The following is a 20537-nucleotide window of genomic DNA, read 5'->3' as shown; positions in this document are numbered from 1 at the left end:
CACCGCAGAAAGGGGAGTGCAAGCGAGGAGTTTTCAGGAAGGATACCCCTTACGCCCTGAAGCGTAAGGGGTAAAAGCATTACAGCGCCGCGATAACCGCCTGCTGCTCGATCAGTTTGGTCTTCGCATCGGCGAAGGCAACCAGACGCTCACGCTCTTTGGCGATGACCGCTTCCGGCGCGCGGGCCACAAAGCCCTCGTTCGCCAGTTTGCTTTCGATTTTGCCAATTTCCACGTCGACTTTCGCCACTTCTTTCGCCAGACGCGCCAGCTCCGCATCTTTGTCGATCAGGCCCGCCATCGGGATCAGCAGCTCCGCGCCGTCGATGATTTTGGTCACGGAAACCGGACCTTTGTCATCGGCAGGCAGCACGGTGATGCTTTCCAGACGCGCCATGGTTTTCAGGAAGGTGTTGTTCTCGGTGACGCGACGAACGGCAGCTTCGCTGCAACCGCGCAGCAGCAGCTCCAGTGGTTTACCCGGAGCGATGTTCATTTCCGCGCGGATGTTACGTACCGCAACGATCGCCTGTTTCAGCCACTCGGTATCCGCAGATGCGGCTTCATCCACTTTCGCGGCGTCGAATGCCGGGAACGGCTGGAGCATGATGGTATCGGCATTAATACCGGCAATCACCTTCACGCGCTGCCAGATGGTTTCGGTGATGAATGGAATGATCGGGTGCGCAAGGCGCAGCAGACCTTCCAGAACGGTAATCAGCGTATTACGCGTGCCGCGCAGTTCCGCTTCAGAACCGCCGTTCATGACCGGCTTCGCCAGCTCCAGGTACCAGTCGCAGAACTGGTTCCAGGTGAATTCGTACAGGATGCCTGCCGCGATGTCGAAGCGGTAGCTGTCCAGCGCGTCGCGGAATGCTTTCACCGTCTGGTTAAATTCCGCCAGGATCCAGCGGTCTGCCAGAGACAGGGTCATTTCGCCGCCGTTAAAGCCGCAATCCTGATCTTCGGTGTTCATCAGCACGAAGCGGCTGGCGTTCCACAGCTTGTTACAGAAGTTACGGTAACCTTCCAGACGCTTCATATCCCAGTTGATGTCACGACCGGTGGAGGCCAGCGCCGCCAGGGTGAAGCGCAGGGCGTCGGTACCGTGAGATTCGATCCCGTTCGGGAACTGCTTCTCGGTACGCTTGCGGATTTTCTCTGCCAGCTGCGGCTGCATCATGTTGCCGGTACGTTTTTCCAGCAGCTCTTCCAGAGAGATACCGTCCACCATATCCAGCGGGTCGATAACGTTACCCTTGGATTTGGACATCTTCTGGCCTTCGTCGTCGCGGATCAGGCCGGTCATGTAGACGGTATGGAACGGAACCTGCGGCTTGCCGTCTTCGTCTTTGATGAAGTGCATGGTCATCATGATCATGCGGGCGATCCAGAAGAAGATGATGTCGAAGCCGGATACCATCACGCTGGTTGGATGGAACTGACGCAGCGCGTCGGTGTTTTCCGGCCAGCCGAGGGTAGAGAAGGTCCACAGTGCGGAGGAGAACCAGGTATCCAGCACGTCTTCGTCCTGGCGCAGGGCAACGTCAGCGCCCAGGTTGTTTTCCTGACGCACTTCCTCTTCGGTGCGGCCAACGTAGACATTGCCTTCGTTGTCGTACCACGCCGGGATACGGTGACCCCACCACAGCTGACGGGAAATACACCAGTCCTGAATATCGCGCATCCAGGAGAAGTACATGTTTTCGTACTGCTTCGGCACGAACTGGATGCTGCCGTTCTCAACCGCTTCAACAGCCGGTTTCGCCAGCACGTCGGCACGCACGTACCACTGGTCGGTCAGCATTGGCTCGATAACCACGCCGCCACGGTCGCCGTACGGCACGGTCAGATCGTGAGGTTTAATCTCTTCCAGCAGGCCGAGTGCGTCAACGGCGGCTACGATGGCTTTACGCGCGGCAAAGCGCTCCAGCTTCTGGAACTCAGCCGGGATGTCGCTGGAATAAACGTCGGATTCGTTGCCTTTGGTGTCATACACTTCTGCGCTTTCGCGGATATCGCCGTCGAAGGTCAGAATGTTGATCATCGGAAGTTGATGACGACGACCGACTTCATAGTCGTTGAAGTCATGCGCCGGGGTGATTTTCACGCAGCCGGTGCCTTTTTCCATGTCGGCGTGTTCGTCGCCCACAATCGGAATACGGCGGTTCACCAGCGGCAGCACCACGAATTTGCCGATCAGATCTTTATAACGCGGATCTTCCGGGTTAACGGCCACGCCGGTATCGCCCAGCAGGGTTTCCGGACGGGTGGTCGCCACCACCAGGTAATCTTTACCGTCGGCGGTTTTTGCGCCGTCGGCCAGCGGATAGCGGATGTGCCACATGGAGCCTTTAGACTCGCGGTTTTCCACTTCCAGGTCAGAGATGGCGGTGCGCAGTTTCGGGTCCCAGTTGACCAGGCGCTTGCCACGATAAATCAGGTCTTCTTTGTACAGGCGCACAAAGACTTCTTTCACGGCGTTGGACAGGCCTTCATCCATGGTGAAGCGCTCGCGCTCCCAGTCTACGGAGTTGCCGAGACGGCGCATCTGACGGGTAATGGTGCCGCCGGATTCTGCCTTCCACTGCCAGATTTTGTCGATGAACGCGTCGCGACCGTAGTCGTGGCGGGTTTTACCCTCTTCAGCGGCAATTTTACGCTCAACCACCATCTGGGTCGCGATACCCGCGTGGTCAGTCCCCGCCTGCCACAGGGTATTTTTGCCCTGCATGCGCTGGTAGCGGATCATGGTATCCATGATGGTCTGCTGGAAAGCATGCCCCATATGCAAACTGCCGGTGACGTTCGGCGGCGGGATCATGATGCAGAAGGACTCTTTGCTTTCGTCGCCGTTAGGCTTGAAATAGCCCTGCTGTTCCCAGTGCTCGTAAAGCGGCTGTTCGATATCGCGTGGGTTATATGTCTTTTCCATTATTTCCAGGTTGCCGTATTCAGGTTAAAACCGGCCAGGCGGTACGCTTTGTAGCGTTCGCGCGCCAGTTGTTTCAAGGATTCTTCGTAAGGGACAAAGTCTACCACTTCTGTGAAAGCGGTGGCAAAATCTGCAAAGTCTGTCCGCAGGCTAATGAGAATGTCGCGCGCGCTGCTGTTGCGTTTTTGCGGCCAGGCAATCTCCACCGGTGCCCCGCCGCGTGGACCTTCGCCCGACAGGTTATGCGGAACAAAACTCTCCGGCGGGCGCGCCCATAGCGCTTCATCCAGGCGAATCGCCTGCTGCTCATCTTCACAGGCAATCAGGACGCGTTTACCTGCGCGCCAACGTTCTGCGGCAATTTCACACACCAGCTGTTCAACGGCGCTGAGGCCATCCTGATGGGTGTCATTGTCCAGAAGGTAGAACGTTGCATTCTTCATATATGGGGCTTCTTGTCGTGGATTTAAATGCAAAGCCGAGTGGCGCTTCGCTTACCCGGCCTACGGTTGAGTGGCGTGTAGGCCGGGTAAGGCGTAGCCGCCACCCGGCGTTTTACATCACTCGTCGCCGTTAAAACCCGCACGATTGAGCAGGAACTGCGACAGCAGCGCCACCGGACGTCCGGTCGCGCCTTTGGCTTTACCGGAGCGCCATGCGGTCCCCGCGATGTCCAGGTGCGCCCAGTTGTACTTGCGGGTAAAGCGCGCCAGGAAGCAGCCCGCGGTAATAGCTCCGCCAGGACGACCGCCGATGTTCGCCATGTCTGCGAAGTTAGACTCCAGCTGTTCCTGGAACTCGTCCCCCAGCGGCAGACGCCACGCGCGGTCGCCGGCCTGCTCGGACGCGCCGATCAGCTCATGCGCCAGCGGGTTGTGGTTCGACATCAGGCCGGTGATGTGATGGCCCAGCGCGATCACGCAGGCGCCGGTCAGGGTAGCCACGTCGATAACCGCTTCAGGTTCGAAACGCTCAACGTAGGTCAGCACGTCACACAACACCAGACGGCCTTCGGCGTCGGTGTTCAGCACCTCAACGGTCTGGCCGGACATGGTGGTCAGCACATCACCCGGACGATAAGCGCGGCCGCCAGGCATGTTTTCGCAGCCCGCCAGCACGCCGATCACGTTGATGGGCAACTGAAGTTCCGCGACCATGCGCATGACGCCGTAAACCGCCGCCGCGCCGCACATGTCGTATTTCATCTCATCCATGCCTTCTGAAGGCTTGATGGAGATACCGCCGGAGTCGAAGGTCAGCCCTTTACCGACGAGCACGATGGGACGCGCATCTTCAGACGGATTACCCTTGTACTCAATGACCGACATCAGGGATTCGTTCTGGGAACCGTTACCGACCGCCAGATAAGAGTGCATCCCCAGCTCTTTCATCTGCTGTTCGCCGATAACGCGGGTGATGACGTTCTTGCTGTAGGCGTCAGCCAGCTGGCGCGCCTGAGACGCCAGGTACGCGGCGTTACAGATGTTTGGCGGCATATTGCCAAGATCTTTTGCCGCTTTAATACCGGCGGCAATGGCCAGACCGTGCTGAATGGCGCGCTCGCCGCTGGTCAGCTCGCGACGGGTCGGCACGTTAAAGACCATTTTACGCAGCGGGCGACGCGGCTCGCTTTTGGTGGTTTTCAGCTGATCAAAGCTGTAGAGGCTCTCTTTTGCGGTTTCGACGGCCTGGCGCACTTTCCAGTACGTGTTGCGGCCCTTAACGTGCAGCTCCGTCAGGAAGCAGACGGCTTCCATCGAACCAGTATCATTCAGTGTATTAATGGTTTTCTGAATAACCTGCTTGTACTGGCGCTCATCAAGCTCACGTTCTTTACCACAGCCAATCAGCAGAATACGCTCGGACAGGACGTTCGGAACATGGTGCAGCAACAAGGTCTGCCCTGGTTTGCCTTCCAGTTCGCCACGGCGCAGCAGGGCGCTGATATAACCGTCGCTGATTTTATCGAGTTGCTCGGCGATCGGGGAGAGTCGGCGTGGTTCAAAGACGCCCACAACGATGCAGGCACTCCGCTGTTTCTCCGGGCTACCGCTTTTTACACTGAACTCCATGCACTACGCTCCTGAATCTTAAAGACAACGGCGGCGGCTACGGATAGAATTGAAACCTTTCGTAACTCATGTCCGCCGTTGTGGTGACTTCGTGTTAATCTTACGTTACTACGGTTTCGACACGTCAATAAATGTCATGAAGCGCGAATCCGCCGGGTTTTTTAATCTTAGCGATGATTTCGACGACTCAAGAGAATAAATGACGTTTAAGCCATGAAACAAGCTAAATTCCTGCATAAGACGAGTTTTAACGGGCGTATTTAAAGTGATAATCATAAGATATCTGGTTCGGGAGACGCTGAAGAGCCAACTGGCGATCCTCTTTATCCTCCTTCTGATCTTTTTCTGTCAGAAGCTGGTCAGGATCCTCGGCGCGGCGGTTGATGGCGAAATCCCAACGAATCTGGTGCTTTCCCTGCTCGGGCTTGGCGTGCCGGAAATGGCGCAGCTTATCCTGCCGTTAAGCCTGTTCCTTGGTCTGCTGATGACCCTGGGTAAGCTCTATACCGAAAGTGAAATCACCGTGATGCATGCCTGCGGCCTCAGTAAAGCCGTACTGGTAAAAGCAGCCATGGTGCTGGCGCTGTTTACGGGCATTGTTGCCGCGGTTAACGTCATGTGGGCGGGGCCGACCTCCTCTCGTCATCAGGATGAGGTGCTGGCGGAAGCAAAAGCTAACCCAGGGCTGGCGGCGCTGGCGCAGGGGCAGTTCCAGCAGGCTACCGACGGTAACTCCGTACTGTTTATCGAAAGCGTCGATGGCAACCGCTTCAATGACGTGTTTCTTGCTCAACTGCGCCCGAAAGGTAACGCTCGGCCTTCTGTGGTGGTGGCGGACTCCGGTCAGCTGTCTCAGCGTAAAGACGGCTCTCAGGTTGTCACGCTGAACAAAGGAACGCGTTTCGAAGGCACGGCTATGCTGCGCGACTTCCGTATTACCGATTTTCAGAACTACCAGGCCATCATTGGCCATCAGGCCGTCGCGCTCGATCCCACGGATACTGAGCAGATGGATATGCGCACCTTAATGAATACCGATACCGATCGTGCGCGTGCTGAACTGCACTGGCGTATCACGCTGGTATTCACCGTATTTATGATGGCGCTGATGGTGGTTCCGCTGAGCGTGGTAAACCCGCGCCAGGGCCGCGTGCTGTCGATGCTGCCAGCGATGCTGCTGTATCTGGTGTTCTTCCTGCTGCAAACCTCAATCAAGTCTAACGGCGGGAAAGGAAAAATTGACCCGATGATCTGGACCTGGGTCGTGAATGGTTTGTATCTGCTGCTGGCAGTCGGACTCAACTTGTGGGACACGGTGCCTGTGCGTCGTCTTCGTGCCCGGTTTACGCGTAAAGGAGCCATCTAATGCAGGCGTTTGGCGTACTTGACCGCTATATCGGTAAAACGATTTTCACCACCATCATGATGACCCTGTTCATGCTGGTGTCGCTCTCGGGCATTATCAAATTTGTCGACCAGCTGAAAAAAGCCGGGCAGGGGAGTTACGACGCGTTGGGCGCCGGGATGTATACCCTGCTCAGCGTACCAAAAGATGTGCAGATCTTCTTCCCGATGGCGGCCCTGTTGGGGGCGCTGCTGGGCCTGGGGATGCTGGCTCAGCGTAGCGAGCTGGTGGTGATGCAGGCATCGGGTTTTACCCGTATGCAGGTTGCGCTGTCGGTGATGAAAACCGCGATCCCGCTGGTGCTGTTGACCATGGCGATTGGCGAATGGGTCGCGCCGCAGGGCGAACAGATGGCGCGTAACTACCGTGCTCAGGCTATGTACGGCGGTTCACTGCTCTCCACGCAGCAGGGATTATGGGCGAAAGATGGTCAGAACTTTGTCTATATCGAACGCGTGAAAGGGGACGATGAACTGGGCGGCGTGAGTATCTATGCCTTCAATAACGATCGTCGTTTACAGTCGGTGCGTTATGCCGCCTCCGCTAAATTTGATGCGAACAACAAGCTGTGGCGGTTATCCCAGGTTGATGAATCTGACCTGACGAACCCGAAACAGATCACCGGTTCGCAGACCGTTAGCGGTACCTGGAAAACCAACCTGACGCCGGACAAGCTTGGGGTGGTAGCGCTCGATCCCGATGCGCTCTCCATCAGCGGTCTGCATAATTACGTGAAGTATCTGAAATCGAGCGGACAGGATGCGGGGCGTTACCAGCTCAACATGTGGAGCAAAATCTTCCAGCCGCTGTCCGTGGCCGTGATGATGCTGATGGCGCTATCGTTCATCTTTGGACCGCTGCGTAGCGTGCCGATGGGGGTTCGCGTGGTAACCGGTATCAGCTTTGGTTTCGTGTTCTACGTCCTCGATCAGATTTTCGGTCCGCTGACGCTGGTGTATGGCATTCCTCCAATTATCGGCGCGCTGTTGCCGAGCGCCAGTTTCTTCCTGATCAGCCTCTGGATGCTGCTAAAACGCTCCTGATAAACCTTCTTCCTCGCTCCCGGTTGCCCGGGGGCGAGGCTAATCTCCTGTTTCACCCCGCACTTTTTCTCACAACCTTCAACGCCTCGCCGTGAATTTGAGTATTATTGAGCGATAAAGTCGTGAAGGGATCCTCTATGAAGCAAATTCGAATGCTGGCCCAGTACTACGTCGACCTGATGATGAAGCTCGGGCTGGTGCGTTTTTCCATGCTGCTGGCGCTGGCGCTGGTCGTTCTGGCCATCGTCGTGCAAATGGCCGTGACCATGGTTCTGCATGGTCAGGTCGAGAGCATCGACGTGATCCGCTCTATTTTCTTTGGCCTGCTGATTACCCCATGGGCGGTCTATTTTCTCTCCGTGGTGGTTGAGCAACTGGAAGAGTCCCGACAGCGTTTATCGAAACTGGTGGATAAGCTGGAAGAGATGCGCGAGCGCGATCTCAAACTCAACGTCCAGCTCAAGGACAACATTGCCCAGCTGAATCAGGAAATTTCAGACCGTGAGAAGGCGGAAGCCGAGCGTCAGACCACGCTTGAGCAGCTAAAAGTTGAGATGAAAGAGCGTGAAGTGACGCAGATCCAGCTTGAACAGCAATCCTCTTTCCTGCGCTCGTTCCTCGATGCGTCGCCGGATCTGGTGTTCTACCGTAATGAAGATAAAGAGTTCTCCGGCTGTAACCGGGCCATGGAACTGTTGACCGGGAAAAGCGAAAAGCAGCTGATCCACCTGAAACCTCAGGATGTCTATTCCGAAGAGGCGGCAGCAAAAGTGATGGAGACGGATGAAAAGGTCTTCCGCCATAACGTTTCGCTGACCTATGAGCAGTGGCTGGACTATCCTGACGGGCGCAAAGCCTGCTTTGAGATCCGCAAAGTGCCTTATTACGACCGGGTGGGGAAACGTCATGGTCTGATGGGCTTTGGCCGCGATATCACCGAGCGTAAGCGCTATCAGGATGCGCTGGAGCGCGCCAGCCGGGATAAAACAACCTTCATCTCCACCATCAGCCATGAACTGCGCACCCCGCTGAATGGCATTGTGGGGCTGAGCCGCATTCTGCTGGATACCGAGCTGACCAGCGAGCAGGAAAAATACCTGAAAACGATCCACGTCTCGGCGGTCACGCTGGGTAATATCTTCAATGATATTATCGACATGGATAAGATGGAGCGCCGTAAAGTTCAGCTCGACAACCAGCCGGTTGATTTTACCGGTTTCCTCGCGGACCTGGAAAACCTGTCAGGTTTACAGGCTCAGCAAAAAGGGTTGAGCTTTGTGATGGAGCCAACGCTGCCGTTGCCGCATAAAGTGGTGACGGACGGCACACGTCTGCGGCAGATCCTGTGGAACCTCATCAGCAACGCCGTGAAGTTTACCCAGAAGGGGCAGGTTGCGGTGCGCATTCGCTATGACGAAGGCGACATGCTGCACTTTGAAGTTGAGGACTCGGGTATCGGCATTCCTCAGGAGGAGCAGGATAAGATCTTCGCCATGTATTATCAGGTTAAAGACAGCCACGGCGGTAAACCGGCGACCGGTACGGGCATTGGACTGGCGGTGTCGAAACGTCTGGCGAAAAGTATGGGCGGGGATATCACCGTTGCCAGCCAGCCGGGTAAAGGCTCCACCTTTACGCTTACCGTCCACGCGCCTGCCGTGGCGGAAGAGGTGGAAGATACGTTTGAGAACGACGATATGCCGCTGCCAGCCCTGCACGTTCTGCTGGTGGAAGATATTGAGCTGAACGTCATTGTCGCTCGGTCGGTACTGGAAAAACTCGGTAACAGCGTGGATGTGGCGATGACCGGGAAAGCCGCGCTGGAGATGTTCACGCCGGGCGAGTATGACCTGGTGCTGCTCGATATTCAGCTACCGGACATGACCGGGCTGGATATCTCCCGCGAGCTGACGCGCAAATATGCTCCTGACGAGCTGCCGCCGCTGGTGGCGTTGACCGCAAACGTGTTGAAAGATAAAAAAGAGTATCTCGAGGCCGGTATGGACGATGTGCTCAGCAAGCCGCTGGCGGTACCCGCCCTGACGGCGATGATCAAGAAGTTCTGGGATACCTGTGATGAAGAGGAGAGCACCATGACGTCTGTTGATAGCGCTAAAGCCCAAACGATACTGGATACCGCCATGCTGGAGCAGTATATCGATCTGGTGGGACCAAAACTGATCACCGATGGCCTCGCCGTGTTCGAAAAAATGATGCCGGGCTATCTGAACGTGCTCGAATCCAACCTGACGGCGCGTGACCAGAAGGGCATCGTCGAAGAGGGACATAAAATCAAAGGCGCGGCAGGATCTGTCGGGTTACGCCATCTCCAGCAGCTGGGCCAACAGATTCAGTCTCCTGATTTACCTGCCTGGGAAGATAACGTAGGTGATTGGGTCGAAGAGATGAAACAAGAGTGGCAAAACGATGTGGCAGTGCTGAAAGCCTGGGTGGACGCCAGAAAAAAATGACCCCGGCTATACCGGGGTGCGCGAATACTGCGCCAACACCAGGGAAATCGTGGCTGCGCCTGATTTTTATGGGTTGTTTTCGCATGGACGCCGCCTGAAAATTGAGGCCGCACGCAGATAAGATAGCAAATCTTAAACAGTTTGTTACATGAATCAGTGAAATGTGTGAAGCATAGCGTTTTAATCAGAATTTTTAATGTGCTTCAGCGAGTTGCATAGAAGGATCGTCAGAATGAAAAAGATTGGTGTCGTGCTGAGCGGATGTGGTGTTTACGATGGTTCAGAGATACATGAAACCGTATTAACGCTGCTGGCATTATCGCGCCAGGGGGCAGACGTTATCTGCTTCGCCCCGGATAAAACCCAGGCAGACGTGATTAATCATCTCACCGGCGAGCCAATGGCGGAAAGCCGTAACGTGCTGATTGAAGCGGCGCGTATTGTGCGCGGCGATATTCACCCGCTGGCACAGGCCGATGCCGCTGAACTTGATGCGCTCATCGTGCCGGGCGGTTTTGGCGCGGCGAAAAACCTGAGCACGTTTGCAACGGAAGGCACGGCGTGTCATGTCGATCCCGATTTGAAAGCGCTATCGCTGGCGATGCATGCGGCAGGTAAGCCGCAGGGCTTTATCTGCATTGCGCCGGCCATGCTGCCGAAGATTTTTGATTTCCCGCTGCGGCTCACGATCGGAACCGACATTGATACCGCTGAGATTGTCGAGGATATGGGCGGCGAACACGTGCCATGTCCGGTAGACGACATTGTGGTGGACGAGGACAACAAGATCATCACCACGCCAGCGTATATGCTGGCGCAGAACATCGCCGAGGCTGCCGCAGGCATTGAAAAGCTGGTGGACAGAGTGCTGGTCCTGACCGAATGAGTCGTAAATTCTCCCCCGGCGGGTGGTTAAAACGGATCCTGCTGCGTATTGTGCTGGTCCTGGCTGTGTTCTGGGGCGGCGGTATTGCGCTGTTCAGCATCCTGCCCGTCCCGTTCTCGGCCGTGATGGCAGAGCGGCAGATTAGCGCCTGGCTCTCTGGGGATTTTGGCTATGTTGCCCATTCTGACTGGGTCAGCATGGATGCAATCTCGCCGTGGATGGGGCTGGCGGTCATTGCGGCAGAAGATCAGAAATTCCCGGAGCACTGGGGTTTTGACGTGGCGGCTATCGAGAAGGCGCTGGATCATAATGAACGTCATGAAAACCGCGTCCGCGGCGCATCGACGCTTTCTCAGCAGACGGTAAAAAACCTGTTCTTATGGGACGGTCGCAGCTGGGTGAGAAAAGGGCTGGAGGCCGGGCTGACGCTGGGCGTCGAGACGGTGTGGAGCAAAAAACGCATTTTAACCGTCTACCTGAATATCGCGGAATTTGGTGACGGCGTATTTGGTGTCGAAGCGGCATCGCAGCGCTATTTTGGCAAGCCCGCCAGCAGGCTGACTATGTCCGAAGCGGCACTGCTTGCCGCCGTGCTGCCGAACCCGCTGCGTTTTAAGGCCAGCGCCCCGTCAGGCTACGTGCGAAGCCGCCAGGCGTGGATTATGCGCCAGATGCGTCAGCTGGGTGGGGAAGGGTTTATGGAGCGAAATAATCTTAGGTAGGGCGGGTAAGCGCAGCGCTACCCGCCGACATGGCGAACGTTAGTCTTCGTCAAACCCGGCGTTGAACAGGGCAATCACTGCCGCCAGCGCTTCTTCTTCCTGCGGGCCGGTGGCTTCAACTTCAATCTGACGGCCTTTGGCAGAATCCAGCATCAGTAGCGCAATCACGCTGTTGGCTTCTGCCTCGGTTCCCTCGTCGTTGCGCAGCAGCACCTCAGCATCAAAACCCTGCATCAGTTCAAACAGCTTCATCGCCGGGCGCGCATGCATGCCCAGCTTGTTGGTGATTTCGACGGTCTGTTTTACGGTCATGTTTTGCGTTTTTCCAGCGTGCGATGACGGGACTGAACGTTCTTCCCGCGTGAGCGGAAGTAATCGGCCAGCTGTTCGGCAATGTAGACCGAACGATGTTTACCGCCGGTACAGCCAATCGCCACCGTCAGGTAGCTGCGATTGTTTGTTTCCAGCATAGGTAACCATAGCTCAAGGTAGCTTCGCGTCTGGTAGATAAAATTGTGTACTTCTGTGTGTCTGTCGAGGAACGCTGCCACCGGCTTATCCAGACCGGTCATCGGACGCAGTTTCGGATCCCAGTGTGGGTTCGGCAGGAAACGCACATCAAAAACGTAATCCGCATCAATAGGTATGCCGTGCTTAAAGCCGAAGGATTCAAACACCATCGTCAGTTCGCGCTCGCGCTTGCCGAGTAAGCGCGTACGCAGCATTTCCGCCAGCTCGTGGACGGACATTTCGGAAGTGTCGACAATCAGGTCGGCCCGGGAACGCAGCGGCTCAAGCAGATCGCTCTCTTTATCGATGGCGCTTTCCAGCGAAAGATTTTTACTGGAGAGCGGATGCAAACGACGTGTATCGCTGTAGCGACGGATCAGCGTGTTGCGGTCAGCATCCAGGAACAAGAGCTGAGGCGAGAAGCATTCCGGCAGGCTGTTCATTGCCTGCTCGAAGATTTCCGGCGATTCCGGCATGTTACGCACGTCGATACTGACGGCGGCAGAGATTTGCCTGTCCGCCAGCGTCCGCGCCAGATCGGGTAACAACACTACCGGCAGGTTATCTACACAGTAAAATCCCATGTCTTCCAGCGCGCGCAGGGCCACGGACTTCCCGGACCCCGAACGACCGCTGACGATCATCAGCACCATGTTCCGTTTCTCCTCAGGGCAGCCGTACTGAAGGCCCTTTCCCGATTATGCCTCATCCTGATTGCCTTCTGCTTCAGTGATAATTTGATAAAGCTCTTCATCACTTTGGGCTGAGCGCAGTCGACGACAAATGGTTTTATCCGCCAGACGTTTGGCAACCAGCGACAGCGTGTGCAGGTGGGTTTTGGTCTGATCGGCAGGAACCAGCAGCGCGAAAAGCAGATCCACAGGCTGGTTATCGATGGCGTCAAAAGCGATAGGCGTTTCCAGTTGCACAAACACCCCCACGGCACGCAGCGTATCTTCTTCCAGCTTGCCATGCGGGATCGCAATGCCATTGCCGATGCCGGTACTGCCCATTTTTTCACGGGTCAGAATGGCTTCAAACACGATCTGCGGCGGCAGACCCAGCTGTTTTGCGGCCAGCTCACTGATGATTTCCAGCGCACGTTTTTTGCTCTGGCAGTGAACGCCACTGCGGGTACAATCCTGGTTAAGGACATTGCTCAGTTGAAGAGCGGAATCGTTGTTTATCATAATTTCACCTAAGCGCTAACTGTACAAATGGCCTGTTGTGTTTCACAACAGGCCGTCCTGCACCCGTTAACTGCCCGGACAATTAGTGTTGTTTCAGTTTATCTTTATGTTTATTGAGCTGTCTCGCAAGCTTATCAATCAAGCCGTCGATAGCCGCGTACATGTCTTGCCCTTCCGCACTGGCATGGAGTTCCCCTCCGTTGACGTGCAGGGTCGCATCCGAGATATGCGTCACTTTCTCCACTTTCAACACAACATAGACCTGGTTGATCCTCTCGAAATACTGCTCGAGTTTCGCAAACTTAGTGTTTACAAAATCGCGTAAAGCCTCAGTAATCTCGACGTTATGTCCGGTGATATTGAGCTGCATAGTGTCTTCCTTATCGGTTGTGTCAAACCAGTTGTTTACGCTGGTTAGACGGCGGAATGGATAAAGAATCTCGATACTTCGCGACAGTACGACGTGCCACCATAATACCCTGATCGGACAGCATGGTGGTTAACTTACTGTCACTGAGTGGCTTCGCGGGGTTCTCCGCGGCGATCAACTTCTTCACCAGTGCGCGAATAGCCGTTGACGAGGCTTCGCCGCCGCCTTCGGTGTTCACGTGGCTGGAGAAGAAATACTTAAGCTCAAAAATACCGCGTGGGCTGTGCAGATATTTCTGCGTGGTCACGCGGGAAATGGTTGATTCATGCATCTCGACGGCCTGGGCGATGTCCGCCAGCACCATCGGTTTCATAAACTCTTCGCCCTGCTCAAAGAACGCCTGCTGCTGTTCGACAATACAGCGGCTGACGCGCAGCAGCGTGTCATTACGGCTCTCCAGGCTCTTGATCAACCAGCGTGCTTCCTGAAGGTTGCTGCGAATGTATTGATTATCAGCGTCGTTACGGGCGCTGGTGCACATGGAGGCGTATTGCTGGTTGATTTGCAGGCGAGGAATGCTGTCGGCGTTCAGTTCAACGACCCAGCGGCCATTGTGTTTTCTCACCAGCACATCGGGGATGACATATTCCGGTTCGCTGGTCTGGATCGACTGCCCCGGACGCGGATCGAGCGACTGGATCAGATTCACCGCTTCCTTCAGCACCTCTTCTTTCAGGCGTGTGACGCGCATCAGGGTGCGGAAGTCGTGATTCGCCAGCAGATCCAGATGATCGCTGATGATGAGCCGGGCTTCGTCAATCCACGGTGTCTCTTTGGCAAACTGCGAAAGCTGGATCAGAAGGCAGTCGCGCAGATCTTTCGCGGCGACACCTATCGGGTCGAAACGCTGAACGCGTTTCAGAACGGCTTCGATCTCTTCCAGTTCAATCTCGTCATCGCCGATGCTTTCAAGAATCTCGTCCAGCGTCACGGTCAAATAGCCCGTGTCGTCAACGGCATCGACAATCGAGGTGGCAATGGCGCGATCGGTATCGGAGAAAGGAGTCAGCTCTACCTGCCACATCAGGTAGTCCTGAAGCGACTGGGTGGTTTCGCCCTGGTAGACCGGGAGTTCATCGTCCTGGTAGTCTGCACGCGTCCCGGAAGGGGTACCCGCGGTGTAGATTTCATCCCAGCTGGCATCCAGCGGCAGTTCGTCCGGCATCTCTTTCTGTTCGAGCGCATCTACGGAGTCGAGCGTTTCTGTGTCCTGCGTCTGCTGGGCGTCTACCTCGTCATGAAGATCGGTTTGCTCCAGCAGCGGATTGCTGTCCAGCGCCTGCTGGAGCTCCTGCTGGAGTTCTAACGTGGACAGCTGCAACAGACGGATTGCCTGCTGTAGCTGCGGCGTCATGGCCAGTTGCTGGCTGAGCCGTAATTGCAAACCTTGCTTCATGTTCAGAGCGTTTTTCTCCGGTTCGGCGTGACTTAACCTCTACCCTATCAGAGTCTGAAGTCTTCCCCAAGGTACACGCGCTTAACATGCTCATCTTCGAGGATTTGCTGCGGCGTACCGTGGGCAATCAGATGGCCCTGGCTCACTATGTAGGCGCGCTCACACACGGCCAGCGTTTCACGAACGTTGTGGTCCGTGATCAGTACGCCAAGCCCGCTGTCGCGCAGGTGCTCAATGATACGTTTGATATCGATAACGGAGATGGGGTCAACGCCCGCAAACGGTTCATCCAGCAGGATGAATTTTGGGTTTGCTGCCAGCGCGCGCGCAATCTCAACGCGGCGGCGTTCACCACCGGACAGCGCCTGGCCGAGGCTGTCACGCAGATGTTCGATATGAAACTCTTCCATCAGCTCGTTCGCACGGTCAGAGCGCTGCTCGCTGGTCAGATCGTCACGGATCTGGAGCACGGCCATCAGGTTGTCGAACACGCTTAAGCGGCGGAAAATAGACGCTTCCTGCGGCAAATAGCCGATGCCACGACGCGCGCGGGCATGCAGCGGCAGCAGGCTGATATCTTCATCATCGATGATGATGTTGCCGGCGTCACGCGGGACGATGCCCACCACCATGTAGAAGGTCGTGGTTTTACCCGCCCCGTTAGGGCCAAGCAAACCCACGATTTCGCCGGAGTTGACGGTCAGACTGACATCTTCGACGACGCGGCGGCCCTTATACGCTTTCGCGAGGTTTTTTGCAGTTAAAGTTGCCATAACGAATTAGTTACTCTTTTTCTGTGCCGGAGCCTGACCGTTGTTCTTGTCCTGCAACTGCGAAGGCACAAGCACGGTCGTGACGCGTTTGCCTTTTTCGCTGGAGGCCTGCATTTTCTGCTCTTTCACCAGATAGGTGATCTTGTCGCCTTTGATATTGCTGTCCAGCTGTTCCAGGTAAGCATTACCGGTCAGGATGACCAGATCCTTCGCCAGTTCATAGTGCATATGCGAGGCATGGCCTTTCACCGGCTTGCCGTTGTCCTGCATCTGGTAGAAGGTGGCCGGGTTGCCATAACCATCGATAATCTCTTTGCCCTGCTCGCCGCCCGGACGGGTAACGACCACTTTGTCGGCGTTGATTTTAATGGTGCCCTGGGTCATGACGACGTTGCCGGTAAAGGTGACGACGTTACCCTGCATATCCAGAGACTGGGTATCGGATTCAATATGAATCGGCTGTTCGGTGTCGCCAGTCACAGCAAGCGCGGGAAGACTGGCCGCCAGCAGCGCGCTGGCGATAACAACTTTAAGGCTGAGTTTGTTTGTTTTGAATTTCATAGGAGGTTCTAACCTTTTCAATCAGCTCGGCGTTTTTGCTGCGTAAGTTCCCGCGCATTCTTAAACCGCTGGAATTAAATGTTGTGCCATACAGGGTGACTAGATCCTGCGACGTGACATCCTGGGTGACCAGGTTGATCTGGGCGTTATCCGTCGTAATTTTTCGCAGTTGCGCGTCAGCGGTCAGGGCGTTGACTTCAACGTGACCATACAGGTAAAGCATACGGTCATTTGTCAGTTTTGCCCGGTCAGACTTGATAGACCACGTCGGCACTTTGTCCGTATCAAAGGTGGTCATGACCGGTTGGGTAAACCACGAGGTACCGTCATCTGAAAAATATTCTACATGCTGAGCAACGAGGCGATAGTTCAGCGCGCCTTCCGGGCTATAGACCACGGTGTCGCTGTGATCGCTTTTGTAGGTCGGGTCGCTCGTGTTAACCACTTCCGCTTGCGTATCATCGCGGTCAGCGAGGTTGACGCCAATCAGTACCAGGGCGGCAAGCGCAAGCAGAATGATAACCCAACGTCTGGTTTTACTCATATCGATTGCCCTTTCGCCTCATCAAGCTTGCCCTGCGACAGCAGAAGCAGATCGCAGACTTCACGGACGGCGCCGCGGCCACCGTGAATATGGGTAACGTAATCAGCACGCGGGATCAGCAGCGGGTGCGCGTCAGCCACGGCGATGCTCAGACCCACCTCCGCCATCACTGGCCAGTCGATCAAATCATCCCCGACGTATGCCACATTCTCTGGTGCAATGGCCAGTTTTCCCAGCAGATCCCGGAAAGCTACCATCTTATCAGACTGCCCCTGATAGAGATGGGTAATGCCCAGCGTTTCACACCGATCTTCTACCAGTTTAGCTTTCCGCCCGGTGATGATAGCAACTTCAATACCGGACGTGAGCGCACAGCGGATACCGTAACCGTCGCGAACGTTAAAGGCTTTCAGCTCTTCGCCGTTATTGCCCATATAAATCAGACCGTCGGAGAGCACACCATCCACATCGAGGATCAGCAGGCGGATATTTTCCGCCTTTGCCATCATGTGGGCGCTCACCGGGCCATAACAGGTTGCAAGGGATGCACCCGCATTACTCATTGTCTTATCCTTCATTACACTACGCCAGCGCGCAGCAGATCATGCATATGTACCACACCCAGCAGTTGGTCGCCATCGGCAACCATCACTGAGGTAATATGACGGGACTGCATCAGGTTCAGCACATCTACCGCCAGCGTGCCCGGACGGACGCGGATCCCGCCTGGCGTCATAACATCAGCAATGCCCAGCGTTCGGACATCCACACCCATATCGAATACCCGGCGCAGGTCGCCGTCGGTGAAAATGCCCTGAATCTTCATCAGATCGTCGCAGATAACCGTCATGCCCAGGTTTTTACGGGTGATCTCCAGTAACGCGTCGCGCAAAGAGGCCTCTTTGCTCACGTGCGGGATCTCATCTCCAGTGTGCATAATATCGTTAACCCGCAGCAGCAGTTTACGCCCGAGCGCGCCGCCGGGGTGAGACAGGGCGAAATCTTCAGGCGTAAAACCGCGGGCTTCCAGCAGCGCAACGGCAAGGGCATCGCCCATCACCAGCGCGGCGGTTGTGCTGGAGGTCGGCGCCAGCCCCAGCGGGCAGGCTTCTTTAGGCACCTTCACGCACAGGTGAATATCCGCCGCACGCGCCATACTGCTTTCCGGGCGGCTGGTCATGCAAATCAGCGGTACGTGCAGACGCTTCAGCACCGGGATCAACGCCAGGATTTCATTCGATTCCCCGGAGTTGGACAGCGCAATAACCACGTCCTGCGGCGTAACCATGCCGAGGTCACCGTGCGCGGCTTCACCGGGATGGACGAAGAATGACGACGTGCCGGTACTGGCAAAGGTCGCCGCCATTTTGCGTCCGATATGGCCGGATTTGCCCATCCCCATCACCACGACTTTGCCGGCACAGTAAAACATCTTCTCACAGGCCAGACTAAAATCCTGATTAATGTACTGATCTAACTGCGCCAGACCTTCACGTTCAATCTCCAGAACGTCTTTGCCTGCTTTCTGAAAGTCAAAACCCGGCTGCAATTCTATTTGCGACATAATGCGTTTCCGTTTACCCAGAGAGAAGAGGCGAAAGCCAGTACAGCATCGCCAGCCATACGATAAATCCACCCGTCAGCAGCGCGCCTGCGCCTTTGCCGATCTGCTCTTTTCGCCGCCAGCAGAGCAGGGCGAAAATCACGCTGACCAGCAGCATCACACCGTAATCGCGCGTGAAAACCATAGGGTTAAACGGCCCCGGCGAGATTAGCGCCGGCAGCCCTGTCACGATTGCGATATTGAAAATATTCGAGCCAATGATATTGCCGATGGCGATATCATCTTCCCCTTTACGCGCCCCGGCGATGGCGGTGGCCAGCTCTGGCAGGCTGGTGCCGATGGCGATTACCGTCAGACCGATTGTCAGTTCGCTCATCGCAAACGCGTTCGCCAGCACCGTCGCGTTATCGACCACCATCCGCGTGGCCATTGGCATGATGATCAGCGCGACGCCCAGCCACAGCAGGGCGACGGGTAAGGTCCCTTCCCGGGGCAGCTCGGCGAGATGCTCACGCGTAAGGCTATCGTTACCCTGTTTTTCCGCCAGACGTGCGATCTTCACGCTGTAAAGCAACCAGATCACGGCCAGGGCGAGCAGGAATATACCGTCACCGACGCTCAGCACCCCGTCATAAAGTACGTAGCCTGCCAGCAGACTGACGACTAACATTAACGGCAATTCCCGGCGCAAAACATCAGAATGCACGCGAAATGGATGCAGTAATGCGGCTAAGCCTAAAATCAGTAAGATATTGACGATGTTAGAGCCAATCGCGGTGCCGATAGCGAGGTCGACTTGCCCATGCAGCGAGGCTGAAACAGAAACGATGATTTCAGGAAGCGATGTGCCTACACTGACCACCGTCATGCCGATAATGATGGGCGGCATGCCAATGAGTCGACAGAGAATGGATGCGGCAAAGACCAAACGGTCAGCACTGTAGACCACCAACAGTAAACCAATTATTAACAGTGCTGTTGCTAAAAGCATCAAAAGTCCTTTCTTCAGGTATACTCGCTGGTCCACTGCGCACGAATGTTGGCGCCAGATGAAGTCTGAGACGTAACGAATTCCTAATTTTGACTTTATGCGCCGGAAAAGTAAAACAAATGCCAGCTTTCGCTAACCCCAATAGTGAATATTCTGTAAAAATGCGGGGTTTAGGGCTGATTTACGCTTCATGCCAGCCGTGAAGCAAGGTAAGTAAGGAACCATAAATGAGCCAAACGATGGCGAATATAGTCGATGTCCGGGGCGTCAGTTTTTCTCGCGGCAACCGGTTAATATTTGATGATATTTCGCTGACCGTGCCGCGCGGTAAAATCACCGCCATCATGGGGCCGTCAGGGATCGGTAAAACCACGTTGCTGCGTCTTATCGGCGGGCAAATCCCCCCTGACAGCGGCGAAATTCTCTTCGACGGCGAAAATGTCCCGGCGATGTCTCGCTCGCGCCTCTACACGGTTCGCAAACGGATGAGCATGCTCTTTCAGTCGGGCGCGCTGTTCACGGATATGAACGTTTTTGACAACGTGGCCTATCCGTTGCGTGAGCACACCCATCTTCCTCCTGAGCTGTTGCACAGTACGGTGATGATGAAGCTTGAAGCCGTGGGGCTGCGGGGGGCTGCGAAACTCATGCCGTCCGAACTCTCGGGTGGGATGGCGCGCCGCGCCGCGCTGGCGCGTGCTATTGCCCTGGAACCCGATTTAATCATGTTCGATGAACCGTTCGTCGGGCAGGACCCCATCACCATGGGCGTGCTGGTGAAGTTAATTTCGGAGCTGAACAGCGCCCTTGGCGTCACCTGCGTGGTGGTTTCCCACGACGTGCCGGAAGTGCTGAGTATCGCTGATTACGCCTATATTGTGGCTGACAAAAAGATCGTCGCCCACGGCAGCGCGCAGGCGTTGCAGGAGAATGGCGATCCGCGCGTGCGGCAGTTCCTGGACGGTATCGCAGATGGGCCGGTGCCTTTCCGCTATCCGGCGGGCGACTATCATGACGATTTACTCGGAATAGGGAGTTAAGCCA

Annotated in this window: 20 protein-coding genes; 6 read left to right on the top strand and 14 right to left on the bottom strand. The window is 55.7% G+C overall.

Translation table 11 applies throughout. The features are described from left to right. Positions 1-79: 79 nt before the first annotated feature. The 3 genes from L463_RS21225 to pepA form a co-directional block, all read right to left on the bottom strand. Positions 80-2935 carry a valine--tRNA ligase gene (locus L463_RS21225; RefSeq protein WP_017382726.1) on the bottom strand — a complete coding sequence of 952 codons (2856 nt, stop codon included), beginning with the start codon at positions 2933-2935 and terminating at the stop codon, positions 80-82. Further along, positions 2935-3378, bottom strand: coding sequence for a DNA polymerase III subunit chi (gene holC, locus L463_RS21230; RefSeq protein WP_003861884.1), 444 nt, complete (start codon positions 3376-3378; stop codon positions 2935-2937). Before holC ends, L463_RS21225 begins: the two co-directional genes overlap by 1 nt. A 117-nt stretch (positions 3379-3495) precedes the next feature. Continuing rightward, positions 3496-5007, bottom strand: a complete 1512-nt coding sequence (gene pepA / locus L463_RS21235) for a leucyl aminopeptidase (protein WP_003861882.1) — start codon at positions 5005-5007, stop codon at positions 3496-3498. A 265-nt stretch (positions 5008-5272) separates the two neighbouring features. On the opposite strand from pepA, the gene lptF reads away from it, so the two are divergent. The 5 genes from lptF to mtgA all read left to right on the top strand — a co-directional run bounded on the left by lptF (position 5273) and on the right by mtgA (position 11534). Continuing rightward, positions 5273-6373: an LPS export ABC transporter permease LptF gene (gene lptF / locus L463_RS21240; RefSeq protein ID WP_003861881.1), complete on the top strand. Its 1101-nt coding sequence runs from the start codon at positions 5273-5275 to the stop codon at positions 6371-6373. Next, on the top strand, positions 6373-7455 hold the full coding sequence (lptG, locus tag L463_RS21245) for an LPS export ABC transporter permease LptG (protein ID WP_001147540.1): 1083 nt from the start codon (positions 6373-6375) through the stop codon (positions 7453-7455). The genes lptF and lptG overlap by 1 nt, the downstream gene beginning before the upstream one ends. 137 nt (positions 7456-7592) lie before the next feature. Continuing rightward, entirely contained in the window at positions 7593-9926 is a 2334-nt protein-coding gene (gene arcB, locus L463_RS21250) for an aerobic respiration two-component sensor histidine kinase ArcB (protein WP_017382727.1), read from the top strand. Positions 9927-10158: 232 nt separating this feature from the next. Then, positions 10159-10812 carry an isoprenoid biosynthesis glyoxalase ElbB gene (gene elbB, locus L463_RS21255; RefSeq protein WP_015571987.1) on the top strand — a complete coding sequence of 218 codons (654 nt, stop codon included), beginning with the start codon at positions 10159-10161 and terminating at the stop codon, positions 10810-10812. Beyond that, a complete protein-coding gene (gene mtgA / locus L463_RS21260; RefSeq protein WP_015571986.1) occupies positions 10809-11534 on the top strand; it encodes a monofunctional biosynthetic peptidoglycan transglycosylase in 726 nt (241 codons plus the stop codon). Before elbB ends, mtgA begins: the two co-directional genes overlap by 4 nt. A gap of 39 nt (positions 11535-11573) precedes the next feature. Here the strand turns inward: mtgA and npr are convergent, their stop codons facing one another. From npr to L463_RS21315, 11 genes are all read right to left on the bottom strand, one after another. Then, on the bottom strand, positions 11574-11846 hold the full coding sequence (gene npr / locus L463_RS21265; RefSeq protein ID WP_003861872.1) for a PTS phosphocarrier protein NPr: 273 nt from the start codon (positions 11844-11846) through the stop codon (positions 11574-11576). Then, entirely contained in the window at positions 11843-12697 is an 855-nt protein-coding gene (rapZ, locus tag L463_RS21270; protein ID WP_003861870.1) for an RNase adapter RapZ, read from the bottom strand. The genes npr and rapZ overlap by 4 nt, the downstream gene beginning before the upstream one ends. 45 nt (positions 12698-12742) lie before the next feature. Then, positions 12743-13234, bottom strand: coding sequence for a PTS IIA-like nitrogen regulatory protein PtsN (gene ptsN, locus L463_RS21275; RefSeq protein ID WP_003861869.1), 492 nt, complete (start codon positions 13232-13234; stop codon positions 12743-12745). Positions 13235-13316: 82 nt separating this feature from the next. Then, positions 13317-13604, bottom strand: coding sequence for a ribosome hibernation promoting factor (hpf, locus tag L463_RS21280; RefSeq protein WP_003861866.1), 288 nt, complete (start codon positions 13602-13604; stop codon positions 13317-13319). A gap of 22 nt (positions 13605-13626) precedes the next feature. After that, the gene (rpoN, locus tag L463_RS21285; RefSeq protein ID WP_032673063.1) at positions 13627-15060 is read right to left on the bottom strand and encodes an RNA polymerase factor sigma-54; all 1434 of its coding nucleotides are present in this window, start codon (positions 15058-15060) and stop codon (positions 13627-13629) included. 47 nt (positions 15061-15107) lie between these two features. Beyond that, on the bottom strand, positions 15108-15833 hold the full coding sequence (lptB, locus tag L463_RS21290) for an LPS export ABC transporter ATP-binding protein (protein ID WP_023304493.1): 726 nt from the start codon (positions 15831-15833) through the stop codon (positions 15108-15110). A 6-nt stretch (positions 15834-15839) separates the two neighbouring features. After that, a complete protein-coding gene (lptA, locus tag L463_RS21295; RefSeq protein WP_006812136.1) occupies positions 15840-16394 on the bottom strand; it encodes a lipopolysaccharide ABC transporter substrate-binding protein LptA in 555 nt (184 codons plus the stop codon). Continuing rightward, on the bottom strand, positions 16363-16938 hold the full coding sequence (lptC, locus tag L463_RS21300; protein WP_032103286.1) for an LPS export ABC transporter periplasmic protein LptC: 576 nt from the start codon (positions 16936-16938) through the stop codon (positions 16363-16365). Before lptC ends, lptA begins: the two co-directional genes overlap by 32 nt. After that, positions 16935-17501 carry a 3-deoxy-manno-octulosonate-8-phosphatase KdsC gene (gene kdsC, locus L463_RS21305; protein WP_017693909.1) on the bottom strand — a complete coding sequence of 189 codons (567 nt, stop codon included), beginning with the start codon at positions 17499-17501 and terminating at the stop codon, positions 16935-16937. The genes lptC and kdsC overlap by 4 nt, the downstream gene beginning before the upstream one ends. Positions 17502-17515: 14 nt before the next feature. Then, positions 17516-18502 (bottom strand): arabinose-5-phosphate isomerase KdsD, encoded by a 987-nt coding sequence (kdsD, locus tag L463_RS21310; RefSeq protein WP_003861853.1) that lies wholly within the window; start codon positions 18500-18502, stop codon positions 17516-17518. A gap of 13 nt (positions 18503-18515) precedes the next feature. Further along, positions 18516-19493, bottom strand: coding sequence for a calcium/sodium antiporter (locus L463_RS21315; RefSeq protein WP_003861852.1), 978 nt, complete (start codon positions 19491-19493; stop codon positions 18516-18518). Between the two features lie 227 nt (positions 19494-19720). On the opposite strand from L463_RS21315, the gene mlaF reads away from it, so the two are divergent. Beyond that, complete coding sequence (mlaF, locus tag L463_RS21320; protein WP_017382730.1) at positions 19721-20533, top strand: phospholipid ABC transporter ATP-binding protein MlaF; 813 nt, start codon at positions 19721-19723, stop codon at positions 20531-20533. Positions 20534-20537: the final 4 nt, after the last annotated feature.

The organism is Enterobacter sp. BIDMC 27, assembly GCF_000534415.1.
In the GTDB taxonomy this organism is placed as follows: Bacteria; Pseudomonadota; Gammaproteobacteria; order Enterobacterales; family Enterobacteriaceae; genus Enterobacter; species Enterobacter hormaechei_C.
Note: the sequence above shows the minus strand (reverse complement) of the source record. Positions and strands in the feature narration are given on the sequence as shown.

Coding starts and splice junctions, on each gene's coding strand:
- L463_RS21225 (WP_017382726.1), bottom strand. CDS start 2,935: ATGGAAAAGACATATAACCCACGCGATATCGAACAGCCGCTTTACGAG.
- holC (WP_003861884.1), bottom strand. CDS start 3,378: ATGAAGAATGCAACGTTCTACCTTCTGGACAATGACACCCATCAGGAT.
- pepA (WP_003861882.1), bottom strand. CDS start 5,007: ATGGAGTTCAGTGTAAAAAGCGGTAGCCCGGAGAAACAGCGGAGTGCC.
- lptG (WP_001147540.1), top strand. CDS start 6,373: ATGCAGGCGTTTGGCGTACTTGACCGCTATATCGGTAAAACGATTTTC.
- arcB (WP_017382727.1), top strand. CDS start 7,593: ATGAAGCAAATTCGAATGCTGGCCCAGTACTACGTCGACCTGATGATG.
- elbB (WP_015571987.1), top strand. CDS start 10,159: ATGAAAAAGATTGGTGTCGTGCTGAGCGGATGTGGTGTTTACGATGGT.
- mtgA (WP_015571986.1), top strand. CDS start 10,809: ATGAGTCGTAAATTCTCCCCCGGCGGGTGGTTAAAACGGATCCTGCTG.
- npr (WP_003861872.1), bottom strand. CDS start 11,846: ATGACCGTAAAACAGACCGTCGAAATCACCAACAAGCTGGGCATGCAT.
- rapZ (WP_003861870.1), bottom strand. CDS start 12,697: ATGGTGCTGATGATCGTCAGCGGTCGTTCGGGGTCCGGGAAGTCCGTG.
- ptsN (WP_003861869.1), bottom strand. CDS start 13,234: ATGATAAACAACGATTCCGCTCTTCAACTGAGCAATGTCCTTAACCAG.
- hpf (WP_003861866.1), bottom strand. CDS start 13,604: ATGCAGCTCAATATCACCGGACATAACGTCGAGATTACTGAGGCTTTA.
- rpoN (WP_032673063.1), bottom strand. CDS start 15,060: ATGAAGCAAGGTTTGCAATTACGGCTCAGCCAGCAACTGGCCATGACG.
- lptB (WP_023304493.1), bottom strand. CDS start 15,833: ATGGCAACTTTAACTGCAAAAAACCTCGCGAAAGCGTATAAGGGCCGC.
- lptA (WP_006812136.1), bottom strand. CDS start 16,394: ATGAAATTCAAAACAAACAAACTCAGCCTTAAAGTTGTTATCGCCAGC.
- lptC (WP_032103286.1), bottom strand. CDS start 16,938: ATGAGTAAAACCAGACGTTGGGTTATCATTCTGCTTGCGCTTGCCGCC.
- kdsC (WP_017693909.1), bottom strand. CDS start 17,501: ATGAGTAATGCGGGTGCATCCCTTGCAACCTGTTATGGCCCGGTGAGC.
- kdsD (WP_003861853.1), bottom strand. CDS start 18,502: ATGTCGCAAATAGAATTGCAGCCGGGTTTTGACTTTCAGAAAGCAGGC.
- L463_RS21315 (WP_003861852.1), bottom strand. CDS start 19,493: ATGCTTTTAGCAACAGCACTGTTAATAATTGGTTTACTGTTGGTGGTC.
- mlaF (WP_017382730.1), top strand. CDS start 19,721: ATGAGCCAAACGATGGCGAATATAGTCGATGTCCGGGGCGTCAGTTTT.